Origin of the sequence: Actinoplanes sichuanensis (genome assembly GCF_033097365.1) — a bacterium.
Lineage (GTDB): Bacteria > Actinomycetota > Actinomycetes > Mycobacteriales > Micromonosporaceae > Actinoplanes > Actinoplanes sichuanensis.
The window spans coordinates 4,591,459-4,616,897 of record NZ_AP028461.1; the positions used below are offsets into that span (position 1 = coordinate 4,591,459).

Consider the following 25,439-nt stretch of genomic DNA (forward strand, 5'->3'; position numbering starts at 1 on the left):
AGCCCGCGGTGTCTCCGACGAGGGTCCGCAGATTCCGCCGCCGATCCTTTCCGGACGGTACCGGTGTGCCCCGGCATGATCGGCGAACAATGGCAGATCCGCGTTCAAGGACCGCCGCTGGGCGTCGCCGGACCCGGGGGCGATCGTAAACAGACTTTAAACGACCTCGTTTCCCGAACGGCGGCTTGCAATTTTGAAAGTACGGCAACAATCCGCCCTTCGATCTTTAACAGAAGAAATCATTCGTCCTCGAGAAACCACAAAAGACGCATAACAACCGGACCAAGCGGTACGAATGACACGCACCGCCGGAGCATGTTGGGACACTGTGAAGAGAGTCGATCGCTCATATCATATCTATTTGCATCATTGCAATACTCGACTTGCTCATCTCGCCGAAGGTATAACGGACTGGGTGGCGGAGTCAGGTTGTCCGAGCCGGACTCAATGCCCACTCGAACCCGTGGCGACATATCAGAAAAAGCGAGTCACCGGGTTCGGTAATTTCTTCGGGGGACTCACATGGAGATCGAAGTGCTCGGCCCACTGGCCGCTGCACACAACGGCACCTCCTTCGCGCCGACCGCCGGCAAGCCGCGCACCGTGCTGGCGATGCTCGCCCTGCACGCCGGATCGGTGGTGACCGTCGACCAGCTGATCACCGAGCTGTGGCCGCACGGGCGCCCACGCAGCGCCAAGACGATCGTGCAGACCTACATCCTGAGTCTGCGCAACCGGATCGCCCGGTGCCGACCCGACGGCGAGGTGTCCCGGGCCGCCGCCAAGGGTCTGCTGGCCACCCTTCCCGGCGGCTACCAGCTGAACGCCCCCGACGCCCGGATCGACGTGGTCCAGTTCGAGAAGTCCGCCTGCGCCGGTCACCGGGCCCGCGAGATCGGCGACTTCATAGCCGCGGCCCGGGCGTTCTCCGACGCGCTCACCCTGTGGCGGGGCGGGGCGCTGATGGACGTCCAGCGTGGCCCACACCTCGACGTCGACGTGCAGCGGCTGGAGGAGGCCCGGCTCAACGTGCTCGACTGCCGCATCGACGCCGACCTGCGGCTGGGCCGGCACCACGAGTTACTCGGCGAACTGTCCGCCCTGGTCAGTCAGTACCGCACCCACGAGGGGCTGTGCGCCCACCTGATGCTGGCGCTGTACCGGTCCGGGCGGCGCGACGCGGCGGTCAACGCCTACGGCCGGTTGCACACCTGCCTGATCGGCGAACTGGGCCTGGAACCGTCCGCGCCGCTGCGGCGGCTGCATCGCACCATGCTGGCCGCCGGGCGCGACGGCCAGGACCTCGACACCAGCTGGCACGAGGCCACCACCGAAGGCCGCCACCGCATCGTGACCGGCGACTTCGTCCGCGGCCGCTGACCACGAGGACCGGCCGCCGGGCACGAGGACCGGCCACCTCGCACGAGGACCGGCCGCCGAACACGACGACCGGCCGCCCAACACGAGGACCGGCCGCCTACCTGAGCCATCCGAAAGGACGACCCATGCACTGCACGCTGATCCTGTGGAACCTCGAGCAGTCCACCCAGACCGTCCAGTCGCTGCGCGGCTACCTACGTGACCACGCGGTCGACGCCTACGCGCAGGTCGACGGACTACGGGAGAAGATCTGGGTGTCGTCGACCGGCCCCGAGGGCGAGACCTGGGGTGCGATCTACCTGTGGGACGACGAGCAGAAGGCGTACGGGCGCCCGCCGGGCGTGTCACGGGTGGTCGAACTCATCGGGTACGCACCGACGCAACGCACGTACTTCAGCGTGGAGGCGGCGGTCACCGGGCCGGGGGTGTCCGCGCTGCTCGGCGCCGGTATCGGTCTGGCGTTCGAGGATCCGACCGCCGCACCGCTGACCCGCCCGCAGGAGTTCGTGCCGGCCGGGGGCGCCGGCCGGCTGATCCACGCCCCGCGCTACGACTCAACCGGCGGTGAGCCCGGCGAGCACGGCGACCGGATCCACACCGAACAGTGACTCGCAGGCCCGGCCGACCGCATGGCACAGAAACCAGCGGTCGGCCAGCGACAGCCCCAGGTGGTGCAGGCTCAGATACAGCAGGCTGGTCAGCAGCCGGGTCGTCACGAACGCCGGATCGGTGTGCAGGAAGGCCTGCAACCGCGGGGAGCCGGCGGCGGTGGTGTGGAACTCGCTGGCGGTGAACGCGGCCGGGTCGCCGGACCCGTCGCGCACGGTGAGCGCACCGGACTCGACACGACCCCGGATGCCGGGCCGCGCGGCGACGACCGCCGCATGCCACTGCGCGGCCGCCGGGGACACCATCGGGCCGCGGCCGGCGATCTGGTCCAGGACCGCGGTCAGTCGCTGTTCGACCGGGTGGCGTACGGCGTGGAACCGCTCGTCGAACACACGGCGGGTCACCACCGGATCCCGGCTGGTGGCGATGAACGCGTCCGCGTGCGAGCGCAGGCTCAGCACGCCGATGGGTGCACCGCCGAGCAGCCCGGCGACCCGGTCCGCCCCGGGGACCGCCGGTGGCCCCAGCGCGGGCAGGTGCGCGGCCATCAGGTCGAGCGCCCCGGCGAGCCGTGCCGACGGCGGGGAGCCGGCCGGCGGGCACAGCGTCACCAGGGTCGCCGTGACGGTGGCGAGGAAGTCCCGGGTGACCTCGGCCAGGGCCGGGCCGGTGAACGCGGACCCCTGCAGGGGAACGATCGTGGCCGCCCGTACCGCAGCGGGGATCGTGTCGCCGGCGAGCCGGCGCAGCGCCGCCTCGGTCTCCCCCGCCGGGCCTCGCGCCTGCACGATCAACCGGCGGCGGCCGGGCTCGCCGGGTTCACGCAGGAACAGGCCCTGCTCGACGGTACCGGCCCGCTGCTCGGCGGCCAGCCAGGCGCCGATGGCGGAGACCGGGATCGTGTCCACCGGCACCGGCAGCTCCCGCCAGGTCACGCGCGTTCCGGCTGGGACATCGCCATTTCGAAGGCGAGCTCGATCAGGGTGAGGCCCGCGACGCGACGGTCCAGGCGGATCCCGCGGGCGTCCTCGACCAGGCCGCGGCCACGCAGGAAGTCGGCGAGCGGTGCGATGGCCGGGCGGTGCAGCACCTCGTCGAGGTCGGTGCCGGTGGAGATCCGCCACTCGGCGCGCAGGATGCCGTCGAACATGGCCAGGCCGGCCTGCAGGAAGGAGATCAGGACCCGGTCCTGTCCGGCGGGCACGTCGATGTCGAAGGCGAGCGGGTCGTCGGCGTACCGGTGCAGCAGGCCCTTCTGATGTGACGCGAACCGCTGGTCGACCAGCGAGATCGCCCCGGAGCCGAAGCCCGCGGTGTCGGCGCGCAACTGGAAGTACATGGCGGCGAACGGCGAGACGCGACCGAAGTAGCCGTTGGCGTACTCGGCCAGTCCGGCGTCCTCGATGCGGCGGCGGGCGCCGGTGAACAGCACCTGCTGGCGGCGCAGGTAGTCGCGGCGCTCGGCCGGGTCGAGGCTGCGGCGCAGGAACGTGCCGGGCGTGGGCCGGAACGAGTACAGCGACAGGTGGCTCAGCGGCAGGTCGAGCGCCGCCTCTACGGTGCGGTTCATCTCGTCGGCGTCCTGGTCCGGGAATCCGGACATGATGTCGATCGACACCTCGTCGAAGCCGGCGTCGCGGGCCGCGTGCACGATGCGGCGTGCCTGCCCGGCGTTGTGCCGGCGGCCCAGACGCCGCAGCCGGTCGTCGTCGAACGACTGCACGCCGCTGGACACCCGGTTGAAGCCGAGCCCGCGGTAGAACCGCAGTTTCGCCTCGTCGACGGTGTCCGGGCTGCACTCGATGGTGCACTCGGCGACGGTCGACAGGTCGAAGGCGTCGTGCAGGGCGCCCATCACCTGTTCGGTCTCGCGTTCGTCGAGGCTGCTCGCGGTGCCGCCACCCCAGTAGACGACGTACGGCACGTGCCCGCCGGCGGTCAGCGCGGCCCCGCGCTCGGCTATCTCCCGACACAGCGCGGACAGGTACCGCTCGCGTACCGCATCGCCGGGTTTACGCAGCAGATCCTTGGTGGGAATGGCCTGCACCCAGTCGCAGAAAGAACATTTCGAATGACAGAACGGCACGTGCACGTAAATCATCAGCATGCGTCTGTCGAGGGTGCTCGACGGCAGATCGGGAAGGTGCGAGGACAGGTTCTCGGTGGTGGTCGTCGACATGGGCCGTCCTTTCCGGGCGAATTCCGCGGCACGCGTTCCGGTGCCCCGCGGCGGGGCCGAGAAAATGCCGCGGGGCACCGGATCAGGCGAACAGGCGCGTCAGGACGAGCAGCTGCAGCAGCACTCGCACGTGGTGCACGACGCCGACATGACCTTGGCGACGACCTCGCTGTCCTCGAGGCGGTTGTCGTCGAGGAACTCGGAGATCTCGAGCGACTCGATGTCCAGCGCCGACAGGTCGGCGGCGTTCGTCTCGGTTGCCCTCAGCTCAGCAGACATGGAACACCTCACTTTCGCAATGGCTTGTCCACGGGAACGGCCCTGAGATGAAACCTAGAAACGCCGATCGCCGGGTGTCAACGCGGCGACCATTTTTCCGAGCGATTCGACCGGGCCGCTAAAACCTCGCTCAAAAAGCGCTATAAATTCGCCACAAGCGGGGTCAAGAAAGCTTGCCCACCGCAGGTTCGGCTCGATAGGAATGCGTTCGGCATGGAGGTTGCGCTGCAGAGAGGATTCGTCATGAACGACTACATCCCGCCGGACCTCGAGGAGGTTCGGGCCGAGGCGGCCACCGTCGACACACAGGCGGTCCTCGCGCTGAGCCCCGACGAGGAACCGCCGGCATCGCGGCCGGCGGTCGCGCTGGCACTGTGGCAGGACCGGCAGATCAGCACCGAACGACTGCAGCACGCCGCGGAACTGCGGGTCGCGCGGCTGCGGCCCCGGCTGCACACGTTCGTGCCGCTCTACACCACCAACCACTGCGACTCCGAATGCAAGATGTGCTCGATGCGCAAGGGCAACGCCCGGATGATCCGCAAGTTCTCCGGTAGGAACGAGATCCTCGACCAGCTGCGCATCCTGTACCGCAGCGAGGGTGTCCGCGGCGTCGGCTTCCTCACCGGCGAGTACCAGGACAAGTACACCCGGCTCAGTACGGCGTTCCGGATCGGCTGGGCCATGCGCTCCGCCCTGGACATGGGCTTCGAACGGATCTACTTCAACATCGGCAGCATGGAACCGGACGAGATCGACGTCCTGTCCGAGTGGATCACCCGGGACGAGCCGGTGACCATGTGCGTGTTCCAGGAGACCTACGACCGCGAGTCGTACCGACGGTTCATGGGCAAGACCAACACCGACGTGCCGAAGGCCGACTACGACCGCCGGGTCGCGTCGTTCGACAGGTGGCTGGACGCCGGGTTCCGCTACGTCAACCCGGGAGTGCTCGTCGGCCTGCACGACGACGTCGCCTCGGAGATCGTCCGGCTGGTCGCGCACGGCGACCACCTGCGTGGACGCAACGCCGTCGTCGACCTGTCCCTGCCGCGGATGCGGCCGGCGATGACCTCCCGCGACAGCACCCGCATCGGCGACGACGACTACCTGCGGATGATGGCCGCGGTCGCGTTCACCTGCCCCGACCAGCGGCTCGTACTGACCACCCGGGAACCGCAGGAATTCCAGGACCGGGCGATCGGCCTGGCCGGTGTGATCAGCCCCGGCAGCCCGGACGTGGCGCCGTACCGCGCGGACGCGCAGGCCTGCAACTCGGCCGACACCTCACAGTTCCTGGTCGCCGACCTGCGCCGGCCGCGGCACATCCTGAGCCGCATCGAGGCCGGCGGCACCGAGGTGAGCCACTTCGCGAACCCGGCCGCCACCGGGGTCGTCACGGTCGGCTGAGCCCGATGCCCTCACCACCGGTCTACCTGCTGCACGGGCTGCTCGGCACCGCGTACGCGCACTTCGGCGCCCAGATCCGCGCCTGGACCGGGCGGCACCGGGTGATCGCGGTCGACCTGCCGGGACACGGGCGCTGCCCGCTGGCCGCCACCGGCGCCTACCTGGACCGGGCCGGCGACTACGTCGCCACGGTGCTCACCCGGTTCGGGCCGGGCCGGGTCGTCGCCGCCTCCTACCTGGGCGGGCCGATCGCGATCCACCTCGCCGCCACCCGCCCGGACCTGGTCACGTCATTGGTCCTCACCGGGTTCGTGCCCGGCCTGGAGCAGGAGGCCTTTCTGCGGATGCTCGGCGGTTTCCACGTGCTCGCCGCCGAGCAGCCCGGCCTGGCCGCCGAGTACGAACGGCTGCACGGGCCCCGGTGGAAGGACACGCTCAGCGCCTACGGCGAGGACTGCGTCCGACATCCGCAGCGGGTGCTGCCCGGCCCGGCGGTCCTCGCGGCGCTCGGCGCCCGTACCCATCTGGTCAACGGGTCGCACAAGACCGCGGAGCGGGATGCGGCGCTCACCGCCGCCGCCATCGGGCCACGGGTCAGCGGCGTGGTCCTCGACGGCGCCGGGCACATCGCCGCCCACGACGCGCCGGAGGCGTTCACCGCGGCCGTCGAGGCCTTCTGGTCGGGCGGTCCGCGATGAGCCCGGCGGCGCTGCGCGCCGAACTCGGATCGCTGCTGCAGGAGCCGGACCCGCACCGGCACCTGGACTCCCTGGAGGTGGTGGTGATCCGCGCCTTTCTCACCGAACACGGCATACCCGCGGACGGTCCGGCCGAGGACCGTCCCCGCACGATCGAAGGGTGGGTGACGTGGGCCGTCCGGCATTCACACGTTTCCTGAACACCGCTCGCAGCCCACGCACCGGCTCCCCGGCCGGGGTCCGCCTCGGCGCGGAGTTCGTCACCTGGGAGGACCTGCTGCGCCGCGGCCGCGAGCAGGCCACGGCGATCCGGCCCGGCCACGCCTACGTCGTCGACCCCAGCGCCGGCCTCGACGCGCTGGCCGGGTTGTTCGCCGTCGCCACGGTGCCCGACACCACCCTGCTGTGGGCGGTACCCGGCCCGCTCGGGGTCGCCTGCCGCCCGGTCGCTCCCGCGGTGAGCGCGGTCGCACCGCCGGTGACCGGCGGCCCGGACCGCCCACTGTGGGGAGTGTGCACCTCCGGCAGCTCCGGAACCCCGAAGGTCGCGATCGGATACGCCGACCAGTGGGAGGCCATCGCCTTGCACTACGAACAGGCACTCTACGGTCCCCGCTACGCCGGCGACCCGGACACCGCGGTGGCGACCTGCCTGCCGCCGCAGTTCTCCGCCACCTTCTTCATGACCGTGCTGCCCAGCCTGTTCCTGCGCCGCGACCTGCTGCTGTTCGCACCGCACGACTGGACGGCCGTACACGCCCTGGCGGCGCGACGACCGACCGTGGTGCTGGCGGTCCCGGCGGTGGCGGCCGCCGCCTGCCTGGGCACCACCGCATCGGCCGACATGTCCCGGGCCACCCTGTTCCTCGGCGGCGGGCACGTCAGCGGCGAACGGGCCCGTCTGATCCGGCAGCGGTACACCGGCGTGGAACTGGTGAACCTGTACGGCACCGCCGAGACCGGCGCCGTCTCCACCGACCACGACCCCGGCCACAACCAGCACGTCGGCCGACCCGTCGACGGCAAGGCCGTGTGGCTGCACGACGTCGGCGACGACGGCGTCGGCACCCTCGCCGCGGCCGGACCCGACTGTGCCGCCTACCGGTGGCGTCCCGGCGAGACACCGATCGCCCACGACGGCTACGTCACCGGCACCGACTACGCCCGGTTCGACGACGACGGCCGGCTGTGCCTGGAGGGCCGGGTCGACGGCGGCGAGAAGTTCAACGGCGTGCTGGTCTACCCGCGGTCGGTGGAGCGCCACCTGCTCGCCCTCGACGGGGTGGTCGACGCCCGGGTGCTGGTCCGGCGGACCCCGACCGGGCTGGAACAGTTGGTCGCCCGGGTGGTCGGCCGCGTCGACGAGGGCACGGTCCGCGAACACTGCGCGGTGCTGACCCCCACCGACCAGCCGACCGTGGTCGAATGCGTGAACGAACGCGACGCCGCGCCGGCGTACAGCAGCCATGGCAAGCTCTGACATGGCCGGAGACGACCGGCGGTTCGCGATCAAGGCCGACGCCTTCTACGTACGCCACGACGACGGGGTGTGGCTGCGCAACAACCGAGGCTCGTTCACGATCCGCGGCGAGAGCGCGTACCCCCTGGTCGCCGCCCTGTTCAGCCGCCTGGACGGGCGACGCAGCGTCGAACAGATCTGCGCCGACCTGCCGGCACCGGCCCGCCGGTCGGTGTCCGGCCTGCTGGGCACCCTGCACCGCAACGGCTTCGTCAAACAGCTACACCATCCCCCCGAGCAGGTCCCGGACTGGATGCGCGAACGCTACGCCACCCACCTGGCGTTCCTCGACCACCACGGGGACCGTCCGGTCCACCGATTCCAGACCGTCCGGTCCGCCCCGGTCGTCTGTGCCGGTCAGGGCACCGCCCTCCGGGCCGCCGTCGGCGCGCTCGCCGAGTTCGGGTTCGCCGCGGTCACCGTCGTCGCCGCGGCGGCCGATGCCGCCGCCGTCGCACCGATCACCGGCGACGGCTGGCAGGTCGTGACCGCCCCGGACTGGACCGCCGTGGCCGACCTCCCGCACTGGCGGACCGCGGCGTACGTGCTGCTGGCCGTCGACGACGCGGACCCGGCCCGGCTGGCCGGGCTGCAGGTCCGGATGCACACCGAAGGCCGATCGGTCGCCGTCCTCGGCCGGTGCGGCGCCCGGGTGGTGGCCCTGCCCGGCGGGACCCTGCAACGCTGCTGGGAATGCGCGTGGCGACGGCTGACCCCACCGGTCACCGGCGACGCCGGCGACCTGCCGACCGCGCTCGTCCCGGCGACCATCGCCGCGCTGCACCTGGTCCAACGGGCGTTCGCGGCACTCGCCGGGATCACCCTCGCCGACGCCGAGACGGTCGCGTCGGTGGAACCGCTGGCACCCGTCGTGCGGGTGCACACCGTGCACCCGCACCCGTGGTGCCGCCACCACCCCGAAAGGCGGCCGCCCGACGCACCGGACGACGAGCCGGTCCGGCCCGACCTGCCGTTCGCCGAGGACGACCCGGCCCTGGTGGCCGTGTCGGACCGGATCGTCGCGGCCACCGGCGAATGGACCGACCGGATCGCCGGGCCACTGCTGTCGGTCGGCGAACAGGAGGTCGACCAGTTGCCACTGGCCGGCAGCTGCTGCCGGACATCCGACCCGCAGGCCACCGCCGACGACCACACCGAACAGACGCTGCTGTGCCGGGCCGTGTCACCGCGCGAGGCCCGCAACCAGGTGGTGCTGTTCACCCTGGAACACCTCGCACGGCAGCTGTCCGCAGCCGACCGCGTCGTCTACGGGGCCGGCTGGAGTGTCGCCGAGGCCGAATACCGGGCCGCCCTGGCCGCCGCCTACGCCGCCCCGCCCGGCGACCACCGCCGGCTACCGCCGGACAGCCGCGACGACCGGCCACTGCGACTGTTCCTGATCGAGACGCTCGCCGCCGCCGACCGGCCCTGGAGCGAGACGTCGCTGGAACACCTGGACAGCGGATTCGTCCGGGCCAGGGTGCGCACCACCGGCGGACCCGAGACCGTCGGCGTCGGCCTCGACGAACGACACGCCGTCGACCAGGCGCTGCTGCACGCGGTCACCCCGGGCACCACCGTCGCGCACCTCGCACCGCCGGCCGACACCTGGTCGGCGGCCCTGACCCGGATCCGCCGACCCCACCCGGCGCCCGCGCCGCAACCGCCGTTCCTCGCCGGGCACGCCCACCTCGCCGCCGTCACCCTCCCCGGGGACCCGACGTGACCGCCGCCCTGACCGCGACGGTCACCGTCGCCGGCTCCGGAACCCTGCCGGCCGTCCTCGCCGCCCGACTACGCGACGACCCGATCCCGGTGGCCCGCGACGTCACCCTGCTGGTCGCCGGCCTCGACGAGCTGAGCACCACCACCGAAACCCTGGTGGCGTGCCGCCGAGCCGGCCGGCCGCTGCTGTTCACCGGCCGATGGCGGTCACTGATCTACGTCGGACCGTGGTGGACGCCCGGCACCCCCGGCTGCCCACACTGCCTGGTGACCCGTACCGCCGACTCGGCATTCGGCCCGGACCGGCGCGGCGACCTGATCGCCGAGGCCGCCCACCGCGGCGACGCCGTCGCAGTGCTCGGCCCGGCACCGCTGCGGGTGACCGAACTACTGATCCGCGCCCGCCTCACCCGACCCGCCGAGCCGGGAGTCGTCCACGTCGTCGACGGCGCCACCGGCACCGTGGACCGGCAGATCCTGCTCCCCGACTCCACCTGCCCGGAATGCGGAGGCTCCCGCACCGACACGGCACCGACGTTCACCCCGACCGAGGTGGCCCTGACCAAACCGGCACCCGCAGCGCTGCGGACCCGCGAACTGGACGCCGACACCGTGGACCGCGACTACCTGTTCACCGGAATCGGCCTGTTCAAAGAACTGCGACAGGACCTGCAGAGCCCGTTCGGGGCCTGCTCGGTCGAACTACCGAGCCGGTGGGGACGGCGGGAACCGGCGATCGGCCGCGCCCGCACCTACCGCACCAGCCGTACCGTGGCCGTCCTGGAAGGCCTCGAACGCTACGCCGGCCTGCTGCGCGGCGGCCGCCTCGCGCCGATCCGCGCCGCCTACCGCGAGGTCGCCGACCGGGCCGTCGACCCGCGCACCCTGGGCACCCACCCCGAGTCCAGCTACCGCCTCGACGGTTTCCGCTACCAACGGTTCGACCCGGCGACGGTGGTCGACTGGGTCTGGGCCTACTCGGTGGGCCAACACCGCCGGGTGCTGGTCCCGGAACGGGCCGCGTTCTGGGGGCCACGCCACGACGGGGAGATCTCGTTCTTCTACGACACCTCCAACGGCTGCGCCCTCGGCAACTCCGTCGAGGAGGCGATGCTGCACGGACTGCGAGAGGTCGCCGAACGCGACTCCTTCCTACTCACCTGGTACCGGCGGCTCCAACTGCCGGAGGTCGACCTGACCGGCGTCGGCGGCCGACTCGGTGAACTGCTGCGCCGCTCGCGGCTGTTCACCGGCTTCGAGTTCCGCTGCTTCCTGTCCACCATGGAGTACCGGATGCCGAGCTTCTGGCTGACCGCCGAGGGCGGCGACCCGCACGGCCCGGCCGTGTTCGCCGGATCCGGTGCCCACCCGGACCCGGTCCAGGCGATCGTCGGAGGCCTCTACGAACTGGTCGGCACCATCCTGGCCGCCCGGCACGGCTATCCGCGGCAGCGGCCCGAGGCGCTGCGGATGCTGACCGACCCGACCCTGATCCGCCGGATGGAACACCACTCGCAGGTCGCCGCACTCCCCGAGGCCCGCTCCCGGTTCGCGTTCCTGCTCGACCACGGCCACGACCGGATCCGCCTGGCCGAGGTGCCCGCGACCGTACGCACCGGCGCCACCGACCTGCGCGCCGACCTGGCCACCGCCCTCGACGGGCTGCTCACCGCGGGCCTGGACGTGCTGGTCGTCGACCAGAGCATGCCGGAGCTGCTGCGCAACGGGCTGCACTGTGTCCGGGTGCTGGTGCCCGGGCTGGTGCCGGTCACCTTCGGCCACGTCAACCGCCGCACCGACAACCTGCCCCGGCTGACCGACGGCACCGCACTGCCGTACCCCAGTGGGCTGACCCCGGACGAGGAGGTGGGATGCGTACCGCACCCGTTCCCCTGACCGCCGACGCCGAACTGCTGCGCACCGACCCGCGGGCCGCGAATCCGCCGGACTGGCGGGTGGACTGGGCCGACGGGCCCTGGCCGGTCAAGGTCCTGACCGGGGCGGTCCGCCGACCCGCCGACGGATGGCTCGGCCGGCTGCTGTTCCACACCTTCGCCGTGTCCCGGATCCGCGCCGACGCGCACGGCGGGATGACCGCGACCCCGCAGCGGCCCGCACCGGCCGGGCACGCCGCACCGGTACTGCTGCGCCGGCCGGTGCCGTCCGGCGGATCCATGTACCCGACCGAGGTGTACGTGGCCGCCGACGGTGTGCACCACTACGACCCGTACCGGCACGAACTCGTCGACCTCGGTCGCCGGGCCGACCCCGCCCTGCCACCGGTCTGCCTGGTACTCACCAACCGGTTCTGGAAGAACTTCTACAAGTACGGCGACTTCGCGTACCGCCTCGGTGCCGTCGACGTCGGTGTCGCGCTCGGCCGGATCCTGCGGCTGGCCGAGACCGCGACGCTGTGGACCGGCTTCGACGACGCCCGCATCGAGCGGATGCTCGGTCTCGACGGCCACGACGAGGCGGTGTACGCCGTGGTCGACCTGCCCACCACGACACGGCTGCCCACCTCCGCGGCCCGGCCGCCGCAGGTCCTGGAACGCTCCCGCCACATCCGGCGATCGGCCCGCTTCGACGCCCTGCACCGGGCGGCCCGCCACCCCGGACCGCACCCCGAACCACCGGCCGAACCCGGACCGACCGGTCCCGGCCTGCCCCTGCCGCCGCACTCCCCCACCCCGTCCGGCCTCGCCGACATGCTGGACCGCACCTGCGCCGGCGCCCGCTTCGACGGCCGACCCGCCCACCCGCACGCCCTGGCCGACGTCCTGCACCACACCGCCGCCGCACTCGGCCCGCCGATCGCCCGAGGCCTGTCGCTGTATGTCGCCGTGCACCGGGTGACCGGCGTCGCCGCAGGCTGGTACCGCTACCGGCCGGACCGGCACGACCTGGACCCGGTCGGTGCCGGCCCGGCCGACGACACCGCGCGGGTGCTGCAGCGGGCACTGTTCGCGGCATCACTGAACATCGAACTGGCCGCGTTCACCGTCCACATCGGCGCCCCGGCCGGCGACCGGTGCCCGGACATGCGCCGCTGGCGCGAACAGCAGATGGCCGTCGGCATCGCGATCGAGGCGATCACGCTCCGGGCCACCACCGCCGGGCTGAGCGGCCATCCGGTGCTCGGCTTCGACGTGGGCCGCGTCGAGCAGGCGTACGGCCTGACCCGCGACGGGATCCAGGCGCAGGTGAGCGTCGGGTCGGCCCGCCCCGGCCTGACCTGGGAGGTCTCGGTGACACCACGATGACGTTCAGCCCGTACGTGTTGTTCCGACGCGGAACTCTGCCCTACAGCGCCCTGACCGGTCTCGTCCCGACGCAGACGTGGGCGCTACTCGACGAGGCCGACCACCACGACCGGCAGCGCACGGCGCTGGCCGCCGACCTGGAACAGGCGCTGCACGACGCGATACCGGACCTGCCGCCCACCGACCGGGCAGCCGCCCTGGCCGTACGCCGGGCCGTGCACAACGACCGGCCGCTGCCGAAGCCACCCGCCACCCTGCCGCACTCCTGCCGGGAGCAGGCCGACCAGTGGGCCCGGTCCCGGCAGCGCAGCGCCGACCTGCGCGCCGAGGCGCAGACCTGCCACGACGGCGAACTCGACACCGCCCGCAAGGTACTGGCCGAGGTGGCCCGGACCCCGGACTTCCAGGCCGGGCTGCAACTGTCCGGCGCCGACCTGCACCGGGAGGTCAGCGCGTACGCCGCCGACCCGTACGACAGGCGCCGCAAGGCCGCCCGCCGGCGGCGGGCGGAGAGCACCATCGTCAGCTACGCCTACCGGGTGGCACTCAAACCGTCGCCGTTCGGCACGTTCACCGAGATCGGCGCGCACCCGTGGACCGGACACCCGGGCGGCACCGGCGGCCGAGTGAGCACCGCCCGGCTCAACCTCGGCCTGGTCGCCTGGCTGGCCGACGCACTGCGCCGCGTCGACGGAGCGGACCGACTGTTCCGGATCCGGCTCAACCACACCCTGACCGTCGACGGTGACCGGGTGCTGTTCCTGCGCCCGCTGGACCGGGTGGTCTCGGCCCGGTACGGCGACCTGGTGCGCCTGCTGCAACAGACCCTCGGCGACGACGGCCTGCCGGAACACGAACTGCACCGGCTGCTGCCCGCCGACACCGTCGACAACCTGGTCAAGCTCGGCCTGTGCCACCGCGACCTGGGCCTGCCCGATCAGACGCTGCGCCCGGCGGAGGCCGTCGCCGACCTGGTACGCCCGATCCTGGGCGAGCGGCACGCGGACGGCTTCGACCGGTTGCAGCGCATCGAGGACGAGTTCGCCGGAGCCGACGTGGCCCGCCGCGCCGTGCTGCTGGACGACCTGACCGACCAGGTGCAGCGGATCAGCGGCGAACCGCCCCAGGCCGAGGCGATGCGCGCCGCGATCTACGAGGACGTCGGCACCCACGCGCCCTCGGCGACGTGGCGGCCCGACGTGCTGGAGGCGAACCGGGACGGCCTGGCCCTGTTCCAGCGGCTGCTGCCGCTGCTGGACGACGCGACGATGACCCGACTCGGCCTGTACCGGCTGTTCACGCGAACCTTCGGCACGGCCGCCGGCCCGGTCGACCTGCTGCGCTTCTACCAGGTGTTCGACGCGCTGACGCCGGACGAGACGGCCGCGCTGATGACCGGAGCCGACGATCCGCACGCCGTCCTGATCCGCCGGCATCGAACCGACTTCTACCGCCGGCTGCAGGACGGACGACTGGGCGCCACCGACGGCGACCGCATCCTCGTCGACCCGCGGCTGCTGCACGACTTCCTGGCCGGGCTGCCCACCGCATCACCCGCCTGGCGGTCGACGGCCTACCGGGTGCAGTTCGGCACCGCGGACGGGCAGACGCTGGCCGTGGTCAACGGAGTCACCACCGGGCACGGCGTGTTCTTCTCCCGCTTCTGTGACCTGCTGCGACGTACCGGCCCGGGCGACTGGGACCTGGGTACCGCGGTCGGTGCGCACCTGCACCGCACCGGACCACGACAGACCGACATCACCGCCACGCTCGGGCTCAACTTCAACCTGCACCCCCGACTCACCCCGTACGAGCTGCTGTATCCCGGGTCGGTGGCCCGGCCCGCCGCGACGGGAGTGCTGACACTCGCCGACGTCACGGTGGTCGCCGACCCGGACCGCCGCCGGCTGCGGCTGTTGTCACGACGCGACGGCGCACCCCTCGACCTGGTGCCGCTGAACTTCCTCTATCCGGCGGCGGCGCCACCGCCGTACCGGTTCCTCTGCGGCTTCGCGCCCACCCGCACGTACCGGGGCGGCCTGTGGGAACAGACCGACCGGGCCCACCCGCACGACGCGCCGCCGCACCGTCCCCGGGTGATGCTCGGCGATCTGGTGCTGGACCGACGGACCTGGCGGATCCCGATCGACGAACTGCCCCGGCCGGACGGCTTGGACGCCTTCGACCGCTGGTGGCGCGGGCGGGGCCTGCCGCGTACCGCCTTCTTCCGGATCGTCGCACCACCGCCGGACGGCCCCCGCGACCTGATCAGCGAAACCCGCCGGTGGGCGCTGGAGGCCCGCACCGCCCGACTGCACAAACCACACTTCCTGGACGTACGCAATCCGTTCCTGCTGTCCGTACTGGACCGGCAGGCCCGCGCCTGTCCCGACGGCAGCCTGATGGTGCAGGAATGCCTGCCCGCGGTCGGGAAGGACGCGGCCGAGGAGTTCTTCGTCGAACACGACCTGGACGGTGACCATGCCGACGACTGAACCCACCCGCTGGCACAGCCTGCACATCCACCGCTACGACCAGCAGGACCGGCTCCTCGCCGACGCCGTGGCGCCCCTGCTGGACCGGCTGCGCCCCGACGGGCACTTCTTCCTGCGCTACTGGAAGGGCGGCCACCACATCCGGCTCCGGCTGCGAGGCCCGGACGCTCTGGCCGACACCGCCGCCGAGACACTGCGCGACTACTGCGCCCGCCACCCGGCCGGCGCCGACTTCGACGTCGCGGCGTTCCGGCAGGCCCAGCTCACCATGGCCGCGCTGGAGGACGAACAGACCGACGACATTCAACCCCCCGACACGGTACGTGCGGCCGCGTACCAGCCGGAACACGACAAATACGGTGGCCCCGCCGGTGTCGCCGCCGCCGAACGGTTCTTCCAGGCCAGCAGCGACGCCGTCCTGACCGAACTACCCCGGCTGATCGACCACCCGGCCCGACGGCTGGGCACCGCGTTCGCCACCATGCTGCGCTCGCTCACCGCGGCCGGGCACACCCCCGCCGACTCGGCCCGGTTCTTCGCCGACTACTGCCTGCTGTGGTCGCCGTACGTCTTCGACGCCTTCCTGACCACCTGGCCACGGCTGCTGGCCGCGCACGCGCCCGGCCTGTCCCGGCACGCCGGCGCCCTGCTGGACACGGCCGACCCGGGACCGGTCGGCATCGCCGTGCGCACCGCGCTGAACGCCGCCGACCACGACGTGCTGACCGCGGTCACCCTGGCCGGCCCGGACGCGCCCCCGCACCGACGCCGCCAGGTGCTGCTCACCGGCTACCTGCACACCCACAACAACCGGCTCGGCCTGATCCCGCAGCAGGAAGCCCTGCTCGGCTATCTGGGACACCACGTCCTCAGCGGCCACGCGGGCCGACCCGCCGACCCCACCCTGATGGACCGACTCACCCGGCACCGCGCCGCCCGGCTCGCCCTCGCCTGACCGCTCTCCCCTGGAGGAACCCGTGGACGTCACCGCCACCACCTACCCGTTCACCCGGCACCGGCCGTTCGAGATGCCCCACGAGTTCGCCTGGCTGCGCGCCAACGCCCCGATCACCCAGGTCAAGCTGGCCGGCGGCGAACCCGCCTGGCTGATCACCCGATACGACGACGTCCGCGCCGCCCTGTCCGACCCGCGGTTCGCCCGTACTCCCCCGCAGGCCCCGGCCGCACCCATGGACGCCGGCTTCCCGGTCGACGCGTCGAGCCCGGTGTTCTCCTTCGGCAGCAGCATCTCCGAACCGCCCGGTCACACCCGCTGGCGGCGCATCGTCAACAAGGCGTTCACCCAGCGGCAGGCCGACACGATGCGGCCACTGATCCGGCAGCACACCGACGCGGTCCTCGACGACATGGCCGCCCGCGACCGGCACGCCGACCTGATGGACGACTTCGCCTACCGGCTGCCGCTGCGCATCATCTGCGAACTGCTCGGCATCCCCGACCAGGACCGGCCCGAATTCACCACCCTCGCCTCCGGACTGACCCGACGCGACCCGCAGACCTCGTTCGCCGAGTTCGGCACCACCATGCAGGGCATCGGCCGGTACGCGGCCACGCTGATCGGCCGTAAACGCCGTGACCTCGGCGACGACCTGCTCAGCACCCTGATCACCCTGCCCGACGACGATGACAGCCGGCTGTCCAACGAGGAACTGGTCTCCACCGTCATCCTGCTGTTGATGGCCGGCTACGAGAGCACCGCCGTCCAGTTCGGCAACGCGTTCTTCGCCCTGTTCCAGAACCCGGACCAGCTGGCCCGGCTGCGCGCCGAACCGGAACTGGTCGACACCGCGGTCGAGGAGATCCTGCGCTGGGCGCAGATGGGCACCGGCTTCGCGGTGGCCAAGTTCGCCGCCACCGACATCACCCTCGGCGAGGTCACCATCCCCACCGGCGCCACCGTGTTCGTCTCGATCGCCTCAGCCGACCGCGACTCGGCACAGTTCGGCGCCGACGCCGAACTGTTCGACGTGGCCCGCCGCACCGCGACCCGGCACCTGGCGTTCAGCAACGGCCCGCACTACTGCCTGGGCGCCGCCCTGGCCCGCGCCGAACTACGCGAAGGCCTGTCCGGGGTCCTCGGCCGGTTCCCCGACCTACGCCTGGACGGCAGCCTGACCGACGTCGAACTGGCCGCCAACCTGTTCACCTTCTACCCCCGCAACCTGCCCGTCACCTGGTGAGGAGGAGACCCGCCGTGCGCTACCCGTTCGAGCGACGCTGCCCGTTCCAGGAACCCGCCGAGTTCGCCGCACTCCGCGCGGGCGAGCCGGTCGCACCGGTGGCCCTGCCCTCCGGCGCCTCCGGCTACCTCGTCACCACCTACGACGAGGTCCGGCGGGTCCTCACCGACGACCGGTTCAGCCGGACCCCGGTCCGCGAACAGGCGGGCCGAGGCAACCCGGGTGGATTCGACTTCGGGCTGTCGGTCGCCGACCCCGTCGCCCACGAACGCTGGCGCCGGCTGGTCGGCTCGGTCGTCAACCCGCGGCTCGCCGAAACCCTGCGCCCGCGCATCGTCACCGCCGTCGAGCAACTACTCGACCGGCTCGCCGCGACCCCGCAACCCGCCGACCTGATGACCTGCTACGCCCGACCGCTCGCCCTACGCGTGCTGGGCGAACTGTTCGACGTTCCGGACGACCTGCGCCCGATGCTCACCACGTGGGCGGCCGGGATCGCCGCCGCCGGCGCCGACATGCGCGCCTTCGGCGCCGCCACCCAGACCCTGCACCACTGCGCCGTCGAACTGGTCGCCCGACCGCACGGCGGCCTGCTCACCGCACTGGCCGCGGCCCGTCACGACGGCCACGCCCTGACCGACGCCGACCTGGTACGCACGGTGATGCTGATGGCCATCGCCGGCTACGAGACCTCGGCGGTCCAGATCGGCAACGGCGTGCTGGCCCTGCTGCAACACCCCGAACAGCTCGCACTCGTCCGCGACGGGCACGCCGACGGGGCGGTCGACGAGATCCTGCGGTACGCCCAGGCCGGCACCGGGTTCGCCGGTATCACCTACACCGTCGAGGGGGTCGAGTTGGGCGGCGTGACCGTCCCACCCGGCGCGGCGGTGCTCGTCGCACTGGACTCGGCGGCCCGCGACGAACGGCGGGTACCCGAACCGCAGGTCTTCGACGTCACCCGCGGATCGGCCCGCTACCACCTGGCGTTCGGCAGCGGCGGCCACTACTGTCTCGGCGCACCGGTCGCCCGGGTGGAACTCGAGGAGGGCCTGACCCGCCTGTGCCGGCGTTTTCCGGGGTTGCGGGCGGCGTACGGCACCGAGAAGGTGGTCTTCACCCGCAACCTGCTGCACCACTACCCCCGCGAGCTACCGGTCCACACCGACTGACGACGCCTGACGGTCGTGTTCGGGCTCCGACTCCCTCGTGGGCAGCTGCGAGGTGCCGGGCGAAGGCGCTGACCGGTCAGGGCTGGGCCACTCCGCTCGGCTGGGGCCTGACCGGTTCCTGGCAGGTCCAGGAGACGGTGCCGCTGATGGCGGCGCCGGGCAGCCCGCCCTCACCGGTCTTCGCCAGTTTCTTGAACGTCCAGGTGCCGCTGCCCTTGCCGTCGGTGGTGGCTTTGCTCGCGGTGCTGTCCGGCCAGGTGCCGTAGACGGTGTCGTCGATTGCGATGCTCGGCCGGGAGCCGGGAGCGACGAGCCGGTCCTTGGGGTAGGTGCCCGGTCCGGCGTAGTCGGCGATCCACATCTCCATCGTGATCTTGTGACCGTCGACCGGTCCGTCGAGCAGTCCCGCCGCCAGGTACTGCCTGTCGGCGGTGCCCTTGGCGTACTCGTCGCAGTATTCGAGGAAGTGTGCGCCGCCGGACGGTGCGAGCGCGGTGGTCGTACCCCGGAAGGTCTTTGCTCCGGTGATGTCGAAGGTGAGGGTGACCCTGGGGGCGATGGAGAGGGCGACCTCGTCGGAGATCTCGCTGCCGGGAGGCCCGTAGTCGTAGATCGGTCCGGTCCCTTCCTCGGTGCTGCCGCAGGCGGCGAGGGCGGCGGCCGAGATGACGGCCATCAGGGCCGAGGCGGTCCGTCGAGCGCTGAACATGTTGTCTCTCCCTGTCTGACCTGTGCCAACAGCATGGAGAGCGCCACCAAAGAAACCCCAAAGACCGGGTGACTCGGTACGGGGGACAAGCTGTGTAGACCACGCTCGTCGCGGCGGCCGACCGGAGCGACCGTCCTAACGGGAGGCAGGGTGGCCATCAACCTTTGGTAAGGCTAACCTATCTCCCACGACCGCCTGTGCACGCGTCAATACAGGAGCATTCATGCCTACCCCGAGCCGGGCCGAGCCGGCAACCAGAAGAAGCGGCACGCCCGGACACCACGCGACGCCACTCGTCCCGCTGCTCCGCACCGCCTGACGGGGACACGTCCGTGTCGTCGCGCGTCACCGAGACCTACGTACGGATCATCCTGGAGCTCGAGGAGGAACGTGTGCCGCCGATCCGGGCCCGGATCGGCGAACGGACCCTCGCGAGCCTGCCTTCGGTCAGCCAGAACATCTCCCGGCTCGAACGCGACGGGCTGATCCACAACGACGAGAACCGCCGGCTTCGGCTCACTCCTCGTGGTCGCCGGATGGCAGTGGTCGTCCTCCGCCGACAACGGCTGGCCGAGTTGATGCTGGCCTCGCTCCTCGGCCTGCCACACGACCAGGCCCACCTCGAGTCGGTCGAGTGGGGACACGTCCTGACGACGGCCGCCGAGCACCACATCTACCAGCGCCTGAGCCGTCCCGGTCACACTCCTTGCGGCCTGCGCATCCCCGGCCTCGGCGACCTCGTCGGCGGAGCCGAGCCGCCGCGGGGGTGACGGTGAGGGGCCTTCAACGAACCGACGCGGGTCGATCAGAGGTTCTGATCGACCCGCGTCGACGACAGCTACCCGATCAGGGCCTTGCGGCGACGTCGCGCGGTGTCAGCGGCCGGCCGGCGAAGGCGCAGGCAGGCGACCCGAGCTCTGATCGTCCGAACCGGGGACCGGCTCGGCGAGGTCGTTACCCAGGGCGATGATGCGGTTGTCGGCGTCGACGTGGACGACCTTGGGCTGGTATCCGACGAGTTCGGACTCCTCGGCCAGCACGAAGGACATGATGATCACCAGGTCGCCGGGGTGGACGAGATGTGCCGCCGCGCCGTTGATGCAGATGTCGCCGCCGCCGGCGGGCCCGATGATGATGTAGGTCTCGAGGCGGGCGCCGTTGGTGATGTCGACGACCTGGACCTTCTCGCCTTCGATCAGGCCCGCGGCACGCGCGAGGTCTGCATCGAGTGTCAGCGAACCCACATAATGCAAGTCGGCCTGGGTGACGGTGGCGCGGTGGATTTTTCCGCCCAGGACTTCGCGAAGCATGTCCGGCTCCTCTGTGACTTCGTGTGGGTGGGATCTACGGGATCAGTCGGTGGTGTTCGTGCTGTCGTGCTGCGTCGTGCGTCTGTCACTGGGAGATGTGATCGCGCAGCGATTTCGGGCGGATGTCGGTCCAGTGCTCGTCGATCCAGTCGAGTACTTCCTGACGCGGCCTGCCGCCGGGCTCGCCGTACACGATGCTCCAACCGGTCGGCACCGGTTTGAACGTCGGCCACAACGAGTGCTGCTCCTCGCGGTTGATCAGCGCGTAGAAGGAACCGTTGTCGTCGTCGAACGGGTTCTGGGCCATGCGGGCAGCTCCTCGCTGTCGCTATCGGGGGTCGGTCCGGATCGCGGCGGGCGATCCTTGCCGGCCGGCGGGTTGGTCGGGCTGCTCGTCGGTGATCGCCCGCAGGATGTCGGCGGCGCGGACCGCGACGTTGGACAGCAGTGACGAGGTCAACCCGTGGCTGTGCTGGACCCCGCCGTTGAGGAAGATCCGTTCGGGAACGCTGCGTAGACGAAGCCGGTAGTCACGCTCGACGATCGGGAGATCCCCGTCGAACGAGGACGACCCGTCGATGCTCGGCCCGAGCATGGCGCGGGTGTCCGCGGGGCGGAACCCGGTGGCGAAGACGACGGCGTCGACCTCGAGCGTGGCGCTGCCCCGGTTTCCCAGGTCACGCAGCGTCACGGTGACGCCGTCGGGGCCCTCGCTCAGCTGCTCGATCCCGGTGACGCGGTGCACGATGAGCCGACGCACACCACGCGTGTTCTCGTCGTATTCACGCCGGTAGAGATCCTTGATCAGATCGGCGTCGACGGCCGAGTAGTTGGTCTGCCAGTGGTAGTCCAGCAGCTGCTGCTTGAGCTCCGGCGGCGCCGTGTAGAACTCGTCGACCGCCTCCGGGTCGAAGATGCGGTTGGCGTAGGGCGTGTCGTCGGCCGGGGAGTAGCCGAATCGGCGGAAGGATGCGTGCACGTCCGCATCGGGATACGAATCGTGCAGGTACGCGGCGACCTCGGCCGCGCTCTGCCCGGATCCGACGACGAGGAAACTGCCGTGCGGCCGCGAGGGCAGGCCGGCGAGGCTGTTCAGCAGTTGATGATTGTGGAACACCCGGTCGCCGGGCACGATCCCCTGGGGCAACACCGGTCGGCCACCGGCGCCGATCACGACGTGACGTGCCGCGATCCTCGTCTCCGAGCCGTCGACCACGGACTCGAGCGTGACCTCGAACCGGCCGCCGTTCCAGTCGATGCGGGTCGCCCTCGTACCGTAGGTGACCGGAAGGTCGATCCGGCTCGCGGCCCAGCTCAGGTAGCCGTGGAACTCACGTCTGGTCGGGAAGAACGTCTTGAGATTGATGAAGTCGGACAGCCGCCCCTGCTCGTGCAGGTAGTTCAGGAACGTGAACGGACTGGTCGGGGTCCGCATCGCGACCAGGTCTTTCAGGAAGCTGATCTGCATGGTCGTGCCGGGCAACAGCATCCCGTCATGCCATCCGAACTGTCGTCTGACATCGACGAATCTCGCTGTCAGGCGCCGGCCCGCACGACGACGCTCATTGAATTCCTCGATCGCGATCGCCAGGCTCAGATTCGACGGGCCGAACCCGATACCGAGAATGTCGACCTCGTCGCCGACGCGATCTCCCTCTTCAAGATGTCGATCGTCGCCTTTGATCAACTCATCCATCGCCATCCGGCAAGTGGCCCCTTTTATCCAGGTCGCGAACGAACGGCGCGATGACCGACCATCCCTCATCGAGGGCTGACTATAACACCACTACTTAGGTTAGCCTAACTTTGGTTGGAGGTGCGTCGCAAGCGTCCGCCCGGCGCCCTCCGAACCACACACCTGCCCGCCGGCCCGAGCGGCGGCTCAGGCCAGCGACCCGGCACGTCGCCCGATCACCATTCCCGCGGTCAGGCCGGCACCCGTCGGGTAGTTCTCGCTGAAGAGCCCCCCGAGCGTTTCACCGCACGCGAAGAGCCCGGCGATGGGCTCACCCGACCGATCGAGCACCCGGCCGTCGACGTCCCCGCGAACGCCACCGAAGGTGAAGCTGATTCCACAGGTCACCGGATACGCGTAGTACGGCGGCACCTCGACCGCGGATGCCCAATTGCTCTTGACGGGCTCCACCGCCGCTCTGCGGCCGTCCTTGATCGTCGGATCGAACGGACGGCTGACATCGATCGACGAGTTGAACTCCCGGACCGTCTGCACGAATCCGTCGACGTCGACACCCATGGCCACGGCGAGCTCTTCGACGCTGTCGGCGACGACCGGGTCGACGCCGGGCATCTCGTACTCGTACGCCGACAGCATCGGGCGCGACTGCGCATCGAACACCTGGAACGCCACCGAACCCGGCTGTTCGAGGATCACCTTGCCGTACTTCGCGTACGTGAAGTTGCGGAAGTCCGCGCCTTCGTCGATGAACCGTCGACCTCGGCGGTTGACGACGATGCCGAGCGGATAGCCGTACCGGCTGAGCCGGTTCGTCAAGGCACGATTGCTCTCGTTCTCGGGAAACGACGCGTCCCACGGGACACTGTGGCAGGTCGACCAGTCGCCGCCACGGTCGGCACCGATCTCCAGGGCCGCCTGGATCAGATCACCGGTGTTGTACGGCGTGCCACGCACCTTCGCGTGCTGCCAGCCGTCTCCGAGGTAGCGCTGACGCCATTGCGCATTCGCCTCGAAACCACCGCCGGCGAGCACCACCGACTCCGCGGGAAGCTCCTGATCTCCCATCCGAACACCGACGACCGAACCACCATCGGTCATCAGTCCCGTGACCGGGCAGTCGTAGCGCACCTCGACACCGAGTCGGGCGGCGATGCGCTCATGGACCGCCATCAGCCCCGGGCCGCCGTCGATGTTGGACACGTGCGATCCACCCCAGAACTCGAAGCTCCCGTCGGGACGCTCGTGAGCCTGCCGCTCGTACATCAGCTGGAACCTCAGTCCCAGAGCGTGCAGCCAGCGGACGGCGTCACGCGAGCCGTCGACGACGGCCTCGGTGAGTTCCTTGTCGCCGCGCCCGCCGGTGACCCGCTCCAGATCGGCCAGGAACTCCGTCGCCGAATACGGCGGGACCTCGGTACGCGCGTGACGGTCGTCAGGTTCGAGGATCTTCAGCAGGTCGTCGAGTCCGTCGTGCACCATCCGGATCGAACCCAGGGTGTAGTAGCTGTTGCCACCGGCATGGGCCCGCGGCGCCTTCTCCAGCAGCACCACGCGTCGCCCACGCTCGGCCGCCGCGTGGGCCGCGCAGTAACCGGCGTTCCCTCCGCCGACCACGACAACGTCCGGATCGAGCATGTGCCTCTCCCCCACCGACGACGTTGCTTCGGCTACCGAACGACGTCGTCTACCCAGATGAACCAGCGGCATCGACCGCGGTCAGGCAGCAACGTAGCTTAGCCTTACCTAAATTTGGGAGAGCGTGTGTCCTGGACCACTGCCACTGAGGACAGTCAACGGCGGGGGTCGCGTCGCGAACCAGCCGGCCTCCGGCGGCACGCGATGTACCAGATAGCGCCGCTGATCGCCACAAAAACCACAAAGGATCCGTTAGGTTGACGAACCCTGTCATGGGCACTGGAGCCGGGCAGTCAACATAGGTTAGCCTATCCAAATGAATCGAGTTGCAGTGTTGGGGGCTCGCGGCCGCATGGGCGTGGCGTCGGTCCGCGCGATCGAGGCCAGCTCCGACTTGACGGTGGTCGCCGAGATCGACGTTGATGATGATATTCAGGACATCGTCGACAAGAAGGCCGATATCGTTCTCGTGTTCTCGCCGCCCGGCGCGGCCCACGAGCAGGTCCAGTGGTGCATCAAGCAGGGGATTCATGTCGTGGTCGGGTCGTCCGGCTTCGACGAGCAATCCGTGGAGGACATCCGCGCCGCGCTGGTGGACCACCCTGACGTCAGCGTGTTCGTCGTACCGAACTTCTCGGTCAGTGCGGTGCTGATGACCAAGTTCGCCACGAAGGCGGCCCCGTACTACGAGTCTGTCGAGATCATCGAGATTCATCATCCGGGCAAGGTGGACGCCCCCTCGGGAACAGCGCAGCACACGGCCGAACTGATCGGTCTCGCTCGCGCCAAGGCGGGCTGCGCCCCGTCACCCGACGCCACCACCCGCGACCCGCACGGCACGCGGGGTGGGCAGATCGAGGGAGTCTCGGTGCACGCGGTCCGAGTCCGCGGGTTCATGTCCTCGCAAGAGGTGCTGCTCGGCGTCGAGGGCGAGATCCTGCGGCTGCGGTACGACTCCGTGACCCGCGAGTCCCTCATGCCCGGAGTGCTCACCTCGCTGCGCGCCGTCCCGAATCTCACCGGGGTGACCGTCGGACTCGACGCCGTACTCGACCTGGACTGACACGAAGCAGCGACAGGGCGACGAGTGGCCAGGGCGGCGCACGGGCGCCTCGACGAGGTGAACGGGCGCCGGACCGCCGGCTGTTCTCGATAGATC

At 70.8% G+C, this 25,439-nt stretch carries 24 protein-coding genes; 16 read left to right on the top strand and 8 right to left on the bottom strand.

From position 1 onward, the window contains the following. Positions 1-522: 522 nt before the first annotated feature. Both Q0Z83_RS21220 and Q0Z83_RS21225 read left to right on the top strand, forming a co-directional pair. Positions 523-1,380: an AfsR/SARP family transcriptional regulator gene (locus Q0Z83_RS21220; protein WP_317795701.1), complete on the top strand. Its 858-nt coding sequence runs from the start codon at positions 523-525 to the stop codon at positions 1,378-1,380. 125 nt (positions 1,381-1,505) lie between these two features. Then, positions 1,506-1,988 carry a hypothetical protein gene (locus Q0Z83_RS21225; RefSeq protein WP_317795702.1) on the top strand — a complete coding sequence of 161 codons (483 nt, stop codon included), beginning with the start codon at positions 1,506-1,508 and terminating at the stop codon, positions 1,986-1,988. Here the strand turns inward: Q0Z83_RS21225 and Q0Z83_RS21230 are convergent. From Q0Z83_RS21230 to Q0Z83_RS21240, 3 genes are all read right to left on the bottom strand, one after another. Then, the gene (locus Q0Z83_RS21230) at positions 1,935-2,924 is read right to left on the bottom strand and encodes a lantibiotic dehydratase C-terminal domain-containing protein (RefSeq protein WP_317795703.1); all 990 of its coding nucleotides are present in this window, start codon (positions 2,922-2,924) and stop codon (positions 1,935-1,937) included. The two genes, Q0Z83_RS21225 and Q0Z83_RS21230, sit on opposite strands and share 54 nt — an antisense overlap. Continuing rightward, positions 2,921-4,168: a coproporphyrinogen-III oxidase family protein gene (locus tag Q0Z83_RS21235; RefSeq protein ID WP_317795704.1), complete on the bottom strand. Its 1,248-nt coding sequence runs from the start codon at positions 4,166-4,168 to the stop codon at positions 2,921-2,923. The genes Q0Z83_RS21230 and Q0Z83_RS21235 overlap by 4 nt, the downstream gene beginning before the upstream one ends. A gap of 99 nt (positions 4,169-4,267) precedes the next feature. Beyond that, complete coding sequence (locus Q0Z83_RS21240) at positions 4,268-4,447, bottom strand: thiocillin/thiostrepton family thiazolyl peptide (RefSeq protein ID WP_109601721.1); 180 nt, start codon at positions 4,445-4,447, stop codon at positions 4,268-4,270. Positions 4,448-4,690: 243 nt separating this feature from the next. Here Q0Z83_RS21240 and nocL point away from each other — a divergent pair, with 243 nt between their 5' ends. Genes nocL through Q0Z83_RS21295 form a run of 11 tightly spaced genes read left to right on the top strand, consistent with a single transcriptional unit; the run spans position 4,691 to position 18,930 of the window. Then, positions 4,691-5,857 carry a 3-methyl-2-indolic acid synthase gene (gene nocL / locus Q0Z83_RS21245; RefSeq protein ID WP_317795705.1) on the top strand — a complete coding sequence of 389 codons (1,167 nt, stop codon included), beginning with the start codon at positions 4,691-4,693 and terminating at the stop codon, positions 5,855-5,857. A gap of 5 nt (positions 5,858-5,862) precedes the next feature. Further along, a complete protein-coding gene (locus Q0Z83_RS21250; protein ID WP_317795706.1) occupies positions 5,863-6,555 on the top strand; it encodes an alpha/beta fold hydrolase in 693 nt (230 codons plus the stop codon). Further along, a complete protein-coding gene (locus tag Q0Z83_RS21255) occupies positions 6,552-6,755 on the top strand; it encodes a hypothetical protein (protein ID WP_317795707.1) in 204 nt (67 codons plus the stop codon). Before Q0Z83_RS21250 ends, Q0Z83_RS21255 begins: the two co-directional genes overlap by 4 nt. Further along, positions 6,725-8,035 carry an AMP-binding protein gene (locus Q0Z83_RS21260; protein WP_317795708.1) on the top strand — a complete coding sequence of 437 codons (1,311 nt, stop codon included), beginning with the start codon at positions 6,725-6,727 and terminating at the stop codon, positions 8,033-8,035. Before Q0Z83_RS21255 ends, Q0Z83_RS21260 begins: the two co-directional genes overlap by 31 nt. Then, positions 8,022-9,800, top strand: a complete 1,779-nt coding sequence (locus Q0Z83_RS21265; protein ID WP_317795709.1) for a hypothetical protein — start codon at positions 8,022-8,024, stop codon at positions 9,798-9,800. The genes Q0Z83_RS21260 and Q0Z83_RS21265 overlap by 14 nt, the downstream gene beginning before the upstream one ends. Then, positions 9,797-11,695 carry a TOMM precursor leader peptide-binding protein gene (locus tag Q0Z83_RS21270; RefSeq protein ID WP_317795710.1) on the top strand — a complete coding sequence of 633 codons (1,899 nt, stop codon included), beginning with the start codon at positions 9,797-9,799 and terminating at the stop codon, positions 11,693-11,695. The genes Q0Z83_RS21265 and Q0Z83_RS21270 overlap by 4 nt, the downstream gene beginning before the upstream one ends. Beyond that, positions 11,671-13,062: a nitroreductase family protein gene (locus Q0Z83_RS21275; protein ID WP_317795711.1), complete on the top strand. Its 1,392-nt coding sequence runs from the start codon at positions 11,671-11,673 to the stop codon at positions 13,060-13,062. Before Q0Z83_RS21270 ends, Q0Z83_RS21275 begins: the two co-directional genes overlap by 25 nt. After that, positions 13,059-15,557: a lantibiotic dehydratase gene (locus Q0Z83_RS21280; RefSeq protein ID WP_317795712.1), complete on the top strand. Its 2,499-nt coding sequence runs from the start codon at positions 13,059-13,061 to the stop codon at positions 15,555-15,557. The genes Q0Z83_RS21275 and Q0Z83_RS21280 overlap by 4 nt, the downstream gene beginning before the upstream one ends. Beyond that, positions 15,544-16,512 carry a lantibiotic dehydratase C-terminal domain-containing protein gene (locus Q0Z83_RS21285; RefSeq protein ID WP_317795713.1) on the top strand — a complete coding sequence of 323 codons (969 nt, stop codon included), beginning with the start codon at positions 15,544-15,546 and terminating at the stop codon, positions 16,510-16,512. Before Q0Z83_RS21280 ends, Q0Z83_RS21285 begins: the two co-directional genes overlap by 14 nt. A 22-nt stretch (positions 16,513-16,534) precedes the next feature. Then, on the top strand, positions 16,535-17,758 hold the full coding sequence (locus Q0Z83_RS21290) for a cytochrome P450 family protein (protein ID WP_317795714.1): 1,224 nt from the start codon (positions 16,535-16,537) through the stop codon (positions 17,756-17,758). A 14-nt stretch (positions 17,759-17,772) separates the two neighbouring features. Beyond that, the gene (locus Q0Z83_RS21295) at positions 17,773-18,930 is read left to right on the top strand and encodes a cytochrome P450 (protein ID WP_317795715.1); all 1,158 of its coding nucleotides are present in this window, start codon (positions 17,773-17,775) and stop codon (positions 18,928-18,930) included. Positions 18,931-19,006: 76 nt separating this feature from the next. On the opposite strand, the gene Q0Z83_RS21300 is transcribed toward Q0Z83_RS21295, so the two are convergent. Beyond that, a complete protein-coding gene (locus tag Q0Z83_RS21300) occupies positions 19,007-19,639 on the bottom strand; it encodes a hypothetical protein (protein WP_317795716.1) in 633 nt (210 codons plus the stop codon). 332 nt (positions 19,640-19,971) lie between these two features. Between Q0Z83_RS21300 and Q0Z83_RS21305 the strand changes: the two genes are divergently transcribed. After that, complete coding sequence (locus Q0Z83_RS21305) at positions 19,972-20,409, top strand: metal-dependent transcriptional regulator (protein WP_317795717.1); 438 nt, start codon at positions 19,972-19,974, stop codon at positions 20,407-20,409. 105 nt (positions 20,410-20,514) lie between these two features. On the opposite strand, the gene panD is transcribed toward Q0Z83_RS21305, so the two are convergent. The 3 genes from panD to Q0Z83_RS21320 all read right to left on the bottom strand — a co-directional run bounded on the left by panD (position 20,515) and on the right by Q0Z83_RS21320 (position 22,546). Beyond that, positions 20,515-20,949, bottom strand: coding sequence for an aspartate 1-decarboxylase (panD, locus tag Q0Z83_RS21310; RefSeq protein WP_317795718.1), 435 nt, complete (start codon positions 20,947-20,949; stop codon positions 20,515-20,517). Between the two features lie 85 nt (positions 20,950-21,034). Beyond that, positions 21,035-21,256: an MbtH family protein gene (locus Q0Z83_RS21315; protein WP_317795719.1), complete on the bottom strand. Its 222-nt coding sequence runs from the start codon at positions 21,254-21,256 to the stop codon at positions 21,035-21,037. Between the two features lie 21 nt (positions 21,257-21,277). Further along, a complete protein-coding gene (locus tag Q0Z83_RS21320; RefSeq protein ID WP_317797107.1) occupies positions 21,278-22,546 on the bottom strand; it encodes a lysine N(6)-hydroxylase/L-ornithine N(5)-oxygenase family protein in 1,269 nt (422 codons plus the stop codon). On the opposite strand from Q0Z83_RS21320, the gene Q0Z83_RS21325 reads away from it, so the two are divergent. Then, on the top strand, positions 22,445-22,699 hold the full coding sequence (locus tag Q0Z83_RS21325) for a hypothetical protein (RefSeq protein ID WP_317797417.1): 255 nt from the start codon (positions 22,445-22,447) through the stop codon (positions 22,697-22,699). The genes Q0Z83_RS21320 and Q0Z83_RS21325 overlap by 102 nt on opposite strands. A gap of 132 nt (positions 22,700-22,831) precedes the next feature. Here the strand turns inward: Q0Z83_RS21325 and tcuA are convergent, their stop codons facing one another. Next, complete coding sequence (tcuA, locus tag Q0Z83_RS21330) at positions 22,832-24,280, bottom strand: FAD-dependent tricarballylate dehydrogenase TcuA (protein WP_317795720.1); 1,449 nt, start codon at positions 24,278-24,280, stop codon at positions 22,832-22,834. Positions 24,281-24,596: 316 nt separating this feature from the next. Between tcuA and dapB the strand changes: the two genes are divergently transcribed. Then, on the top strand, positions 24,597-25,343 hold the full coding sequence (gene dapB, locus Q0Z83_RS21335; RefSeq protein ID WP_317795721.1) for a 4-hydroxy-tetrahydrodipicolinate reductase: 747 nt from the start codon (positions 24,597-24,599) through the stop codon (positions 25,341-25,343). Positions 25,344-25,439: the final 96 nt, after the last annotated feature.

Coding starts and splice junctions, on each gene's coding strand:
- Q0Z83_RS21220 (WP_317795701.1), top strand. CDS start 523: ATGGAGATCGAAGTGCTCGGCCCACTGGCCGCTGCACACAACGGCACC.
- Q0Z83_RS21225 (WP_317795702.1), top strand. CDS start 1,506: ATGCACTGCACGCTGATCCTGTGGAACCTCGAGCAGTCCACCCAGACC.
- Q0Z83_RS21235 (WP_317795704.1), bottom strand. CDS start 4,168: ATGTCGACGACCACCACCGAGAACCTGTCCTCGCACCTTCCCGATCTG.
- Q0Z83_RS21240 (WP_109601721.1), bottom strand. CDS start 4,447: ATGTCTGCTGAGCTGAGGGCAACCGAGACGAACGCCGCCGACCTGTCG.
- nocL (WP_317795705.1), top strand. CDS start 4,691: ATGAACGACTACATCCCGCCGGACCTCGAGGAGGTTCGGGCCGAGGCG.
- Q0Z83_RS21250 (WP_317795706.1), top strand. CDS start 5,863: ATGCCCTCACCACCGGTCTACCTGCTGCACGGGCTGCTCGGCACCGCG.
- Q0Z83_RS21255 (WP_317795707.1), top strand. CDS start 6,552: ATGAGCCCGGCGGCGCTGCGCGCCGAACTCGGATCGCTGCTGCAGGAG.
- Q0Z83_RS21265 (WP_317795709.1), top strand. CDS start 8,022: ATGGCAAGCTCTGACATGGCCGGAGACGACCGGCGGTTCGCGATCAAG.
- Q0Z83_RS21275 (WP_317795711.1), top strand. CDS start 11,671: ATGCGTACCGCACCCGTTCCCCTGACCGCCGACGCCGAACTGCTGCGC.
- Q0Z83_RS21280 (WP_317795712.1), top strand. CDS start 13,059: ATGACGTTCAGCCCGTACGTGTTGTTCCGACGCGGAACTCTGCCCTAC.
- Q0Z83_RS21285 (WP_317795713.1), top strand. CDS start 15,544: ATGCCGACGACTGAACCCACCCGCTGGCACAGCCTGCACATCCACCGC.
- Q0Z83_RS21300 (WP_317795716.1), bottom strand. CDS start 19,639: ATGTTCAGCGCTCGACGGACCGCCTCGGCCCTGATGGCCGTCATCTCG.
- panD (WP_317795718.1), bottom strand. CDS start 20,949: ATGCTTCGCGAAGTCCTGGGCGGAAAAATCCACCGCGCCACCGTCACC.
- Q0Z83_RS21315 (WP_317795719.1), bottom strand. CDS start 21,256: ATGGCCCAGAACCCGTTCGACGACGACAACGGTTCCTTCTACGCGCTG.
- Q0Z83_RS21325 (WP_317797417.1), top strand. CDS start 22,445: ATGCCATCCGAACTGTCGTCTGACATCGACGAATCTCGCTGTCAGGCG.
- tcuA (WP_317795720.1), bottom strand. CDS start 24,280: ATGCTCGATCCGGACGTTGTCGTGGTCGGCGGAGGGAACGCCGGTTAC.
- dapB (WP_317795721.1), top strand. CDS start 24,597: ATGAATCGAGTTGCAGTGTTGGGGGCTCGCGGCCGCATGGGCGTGGCG.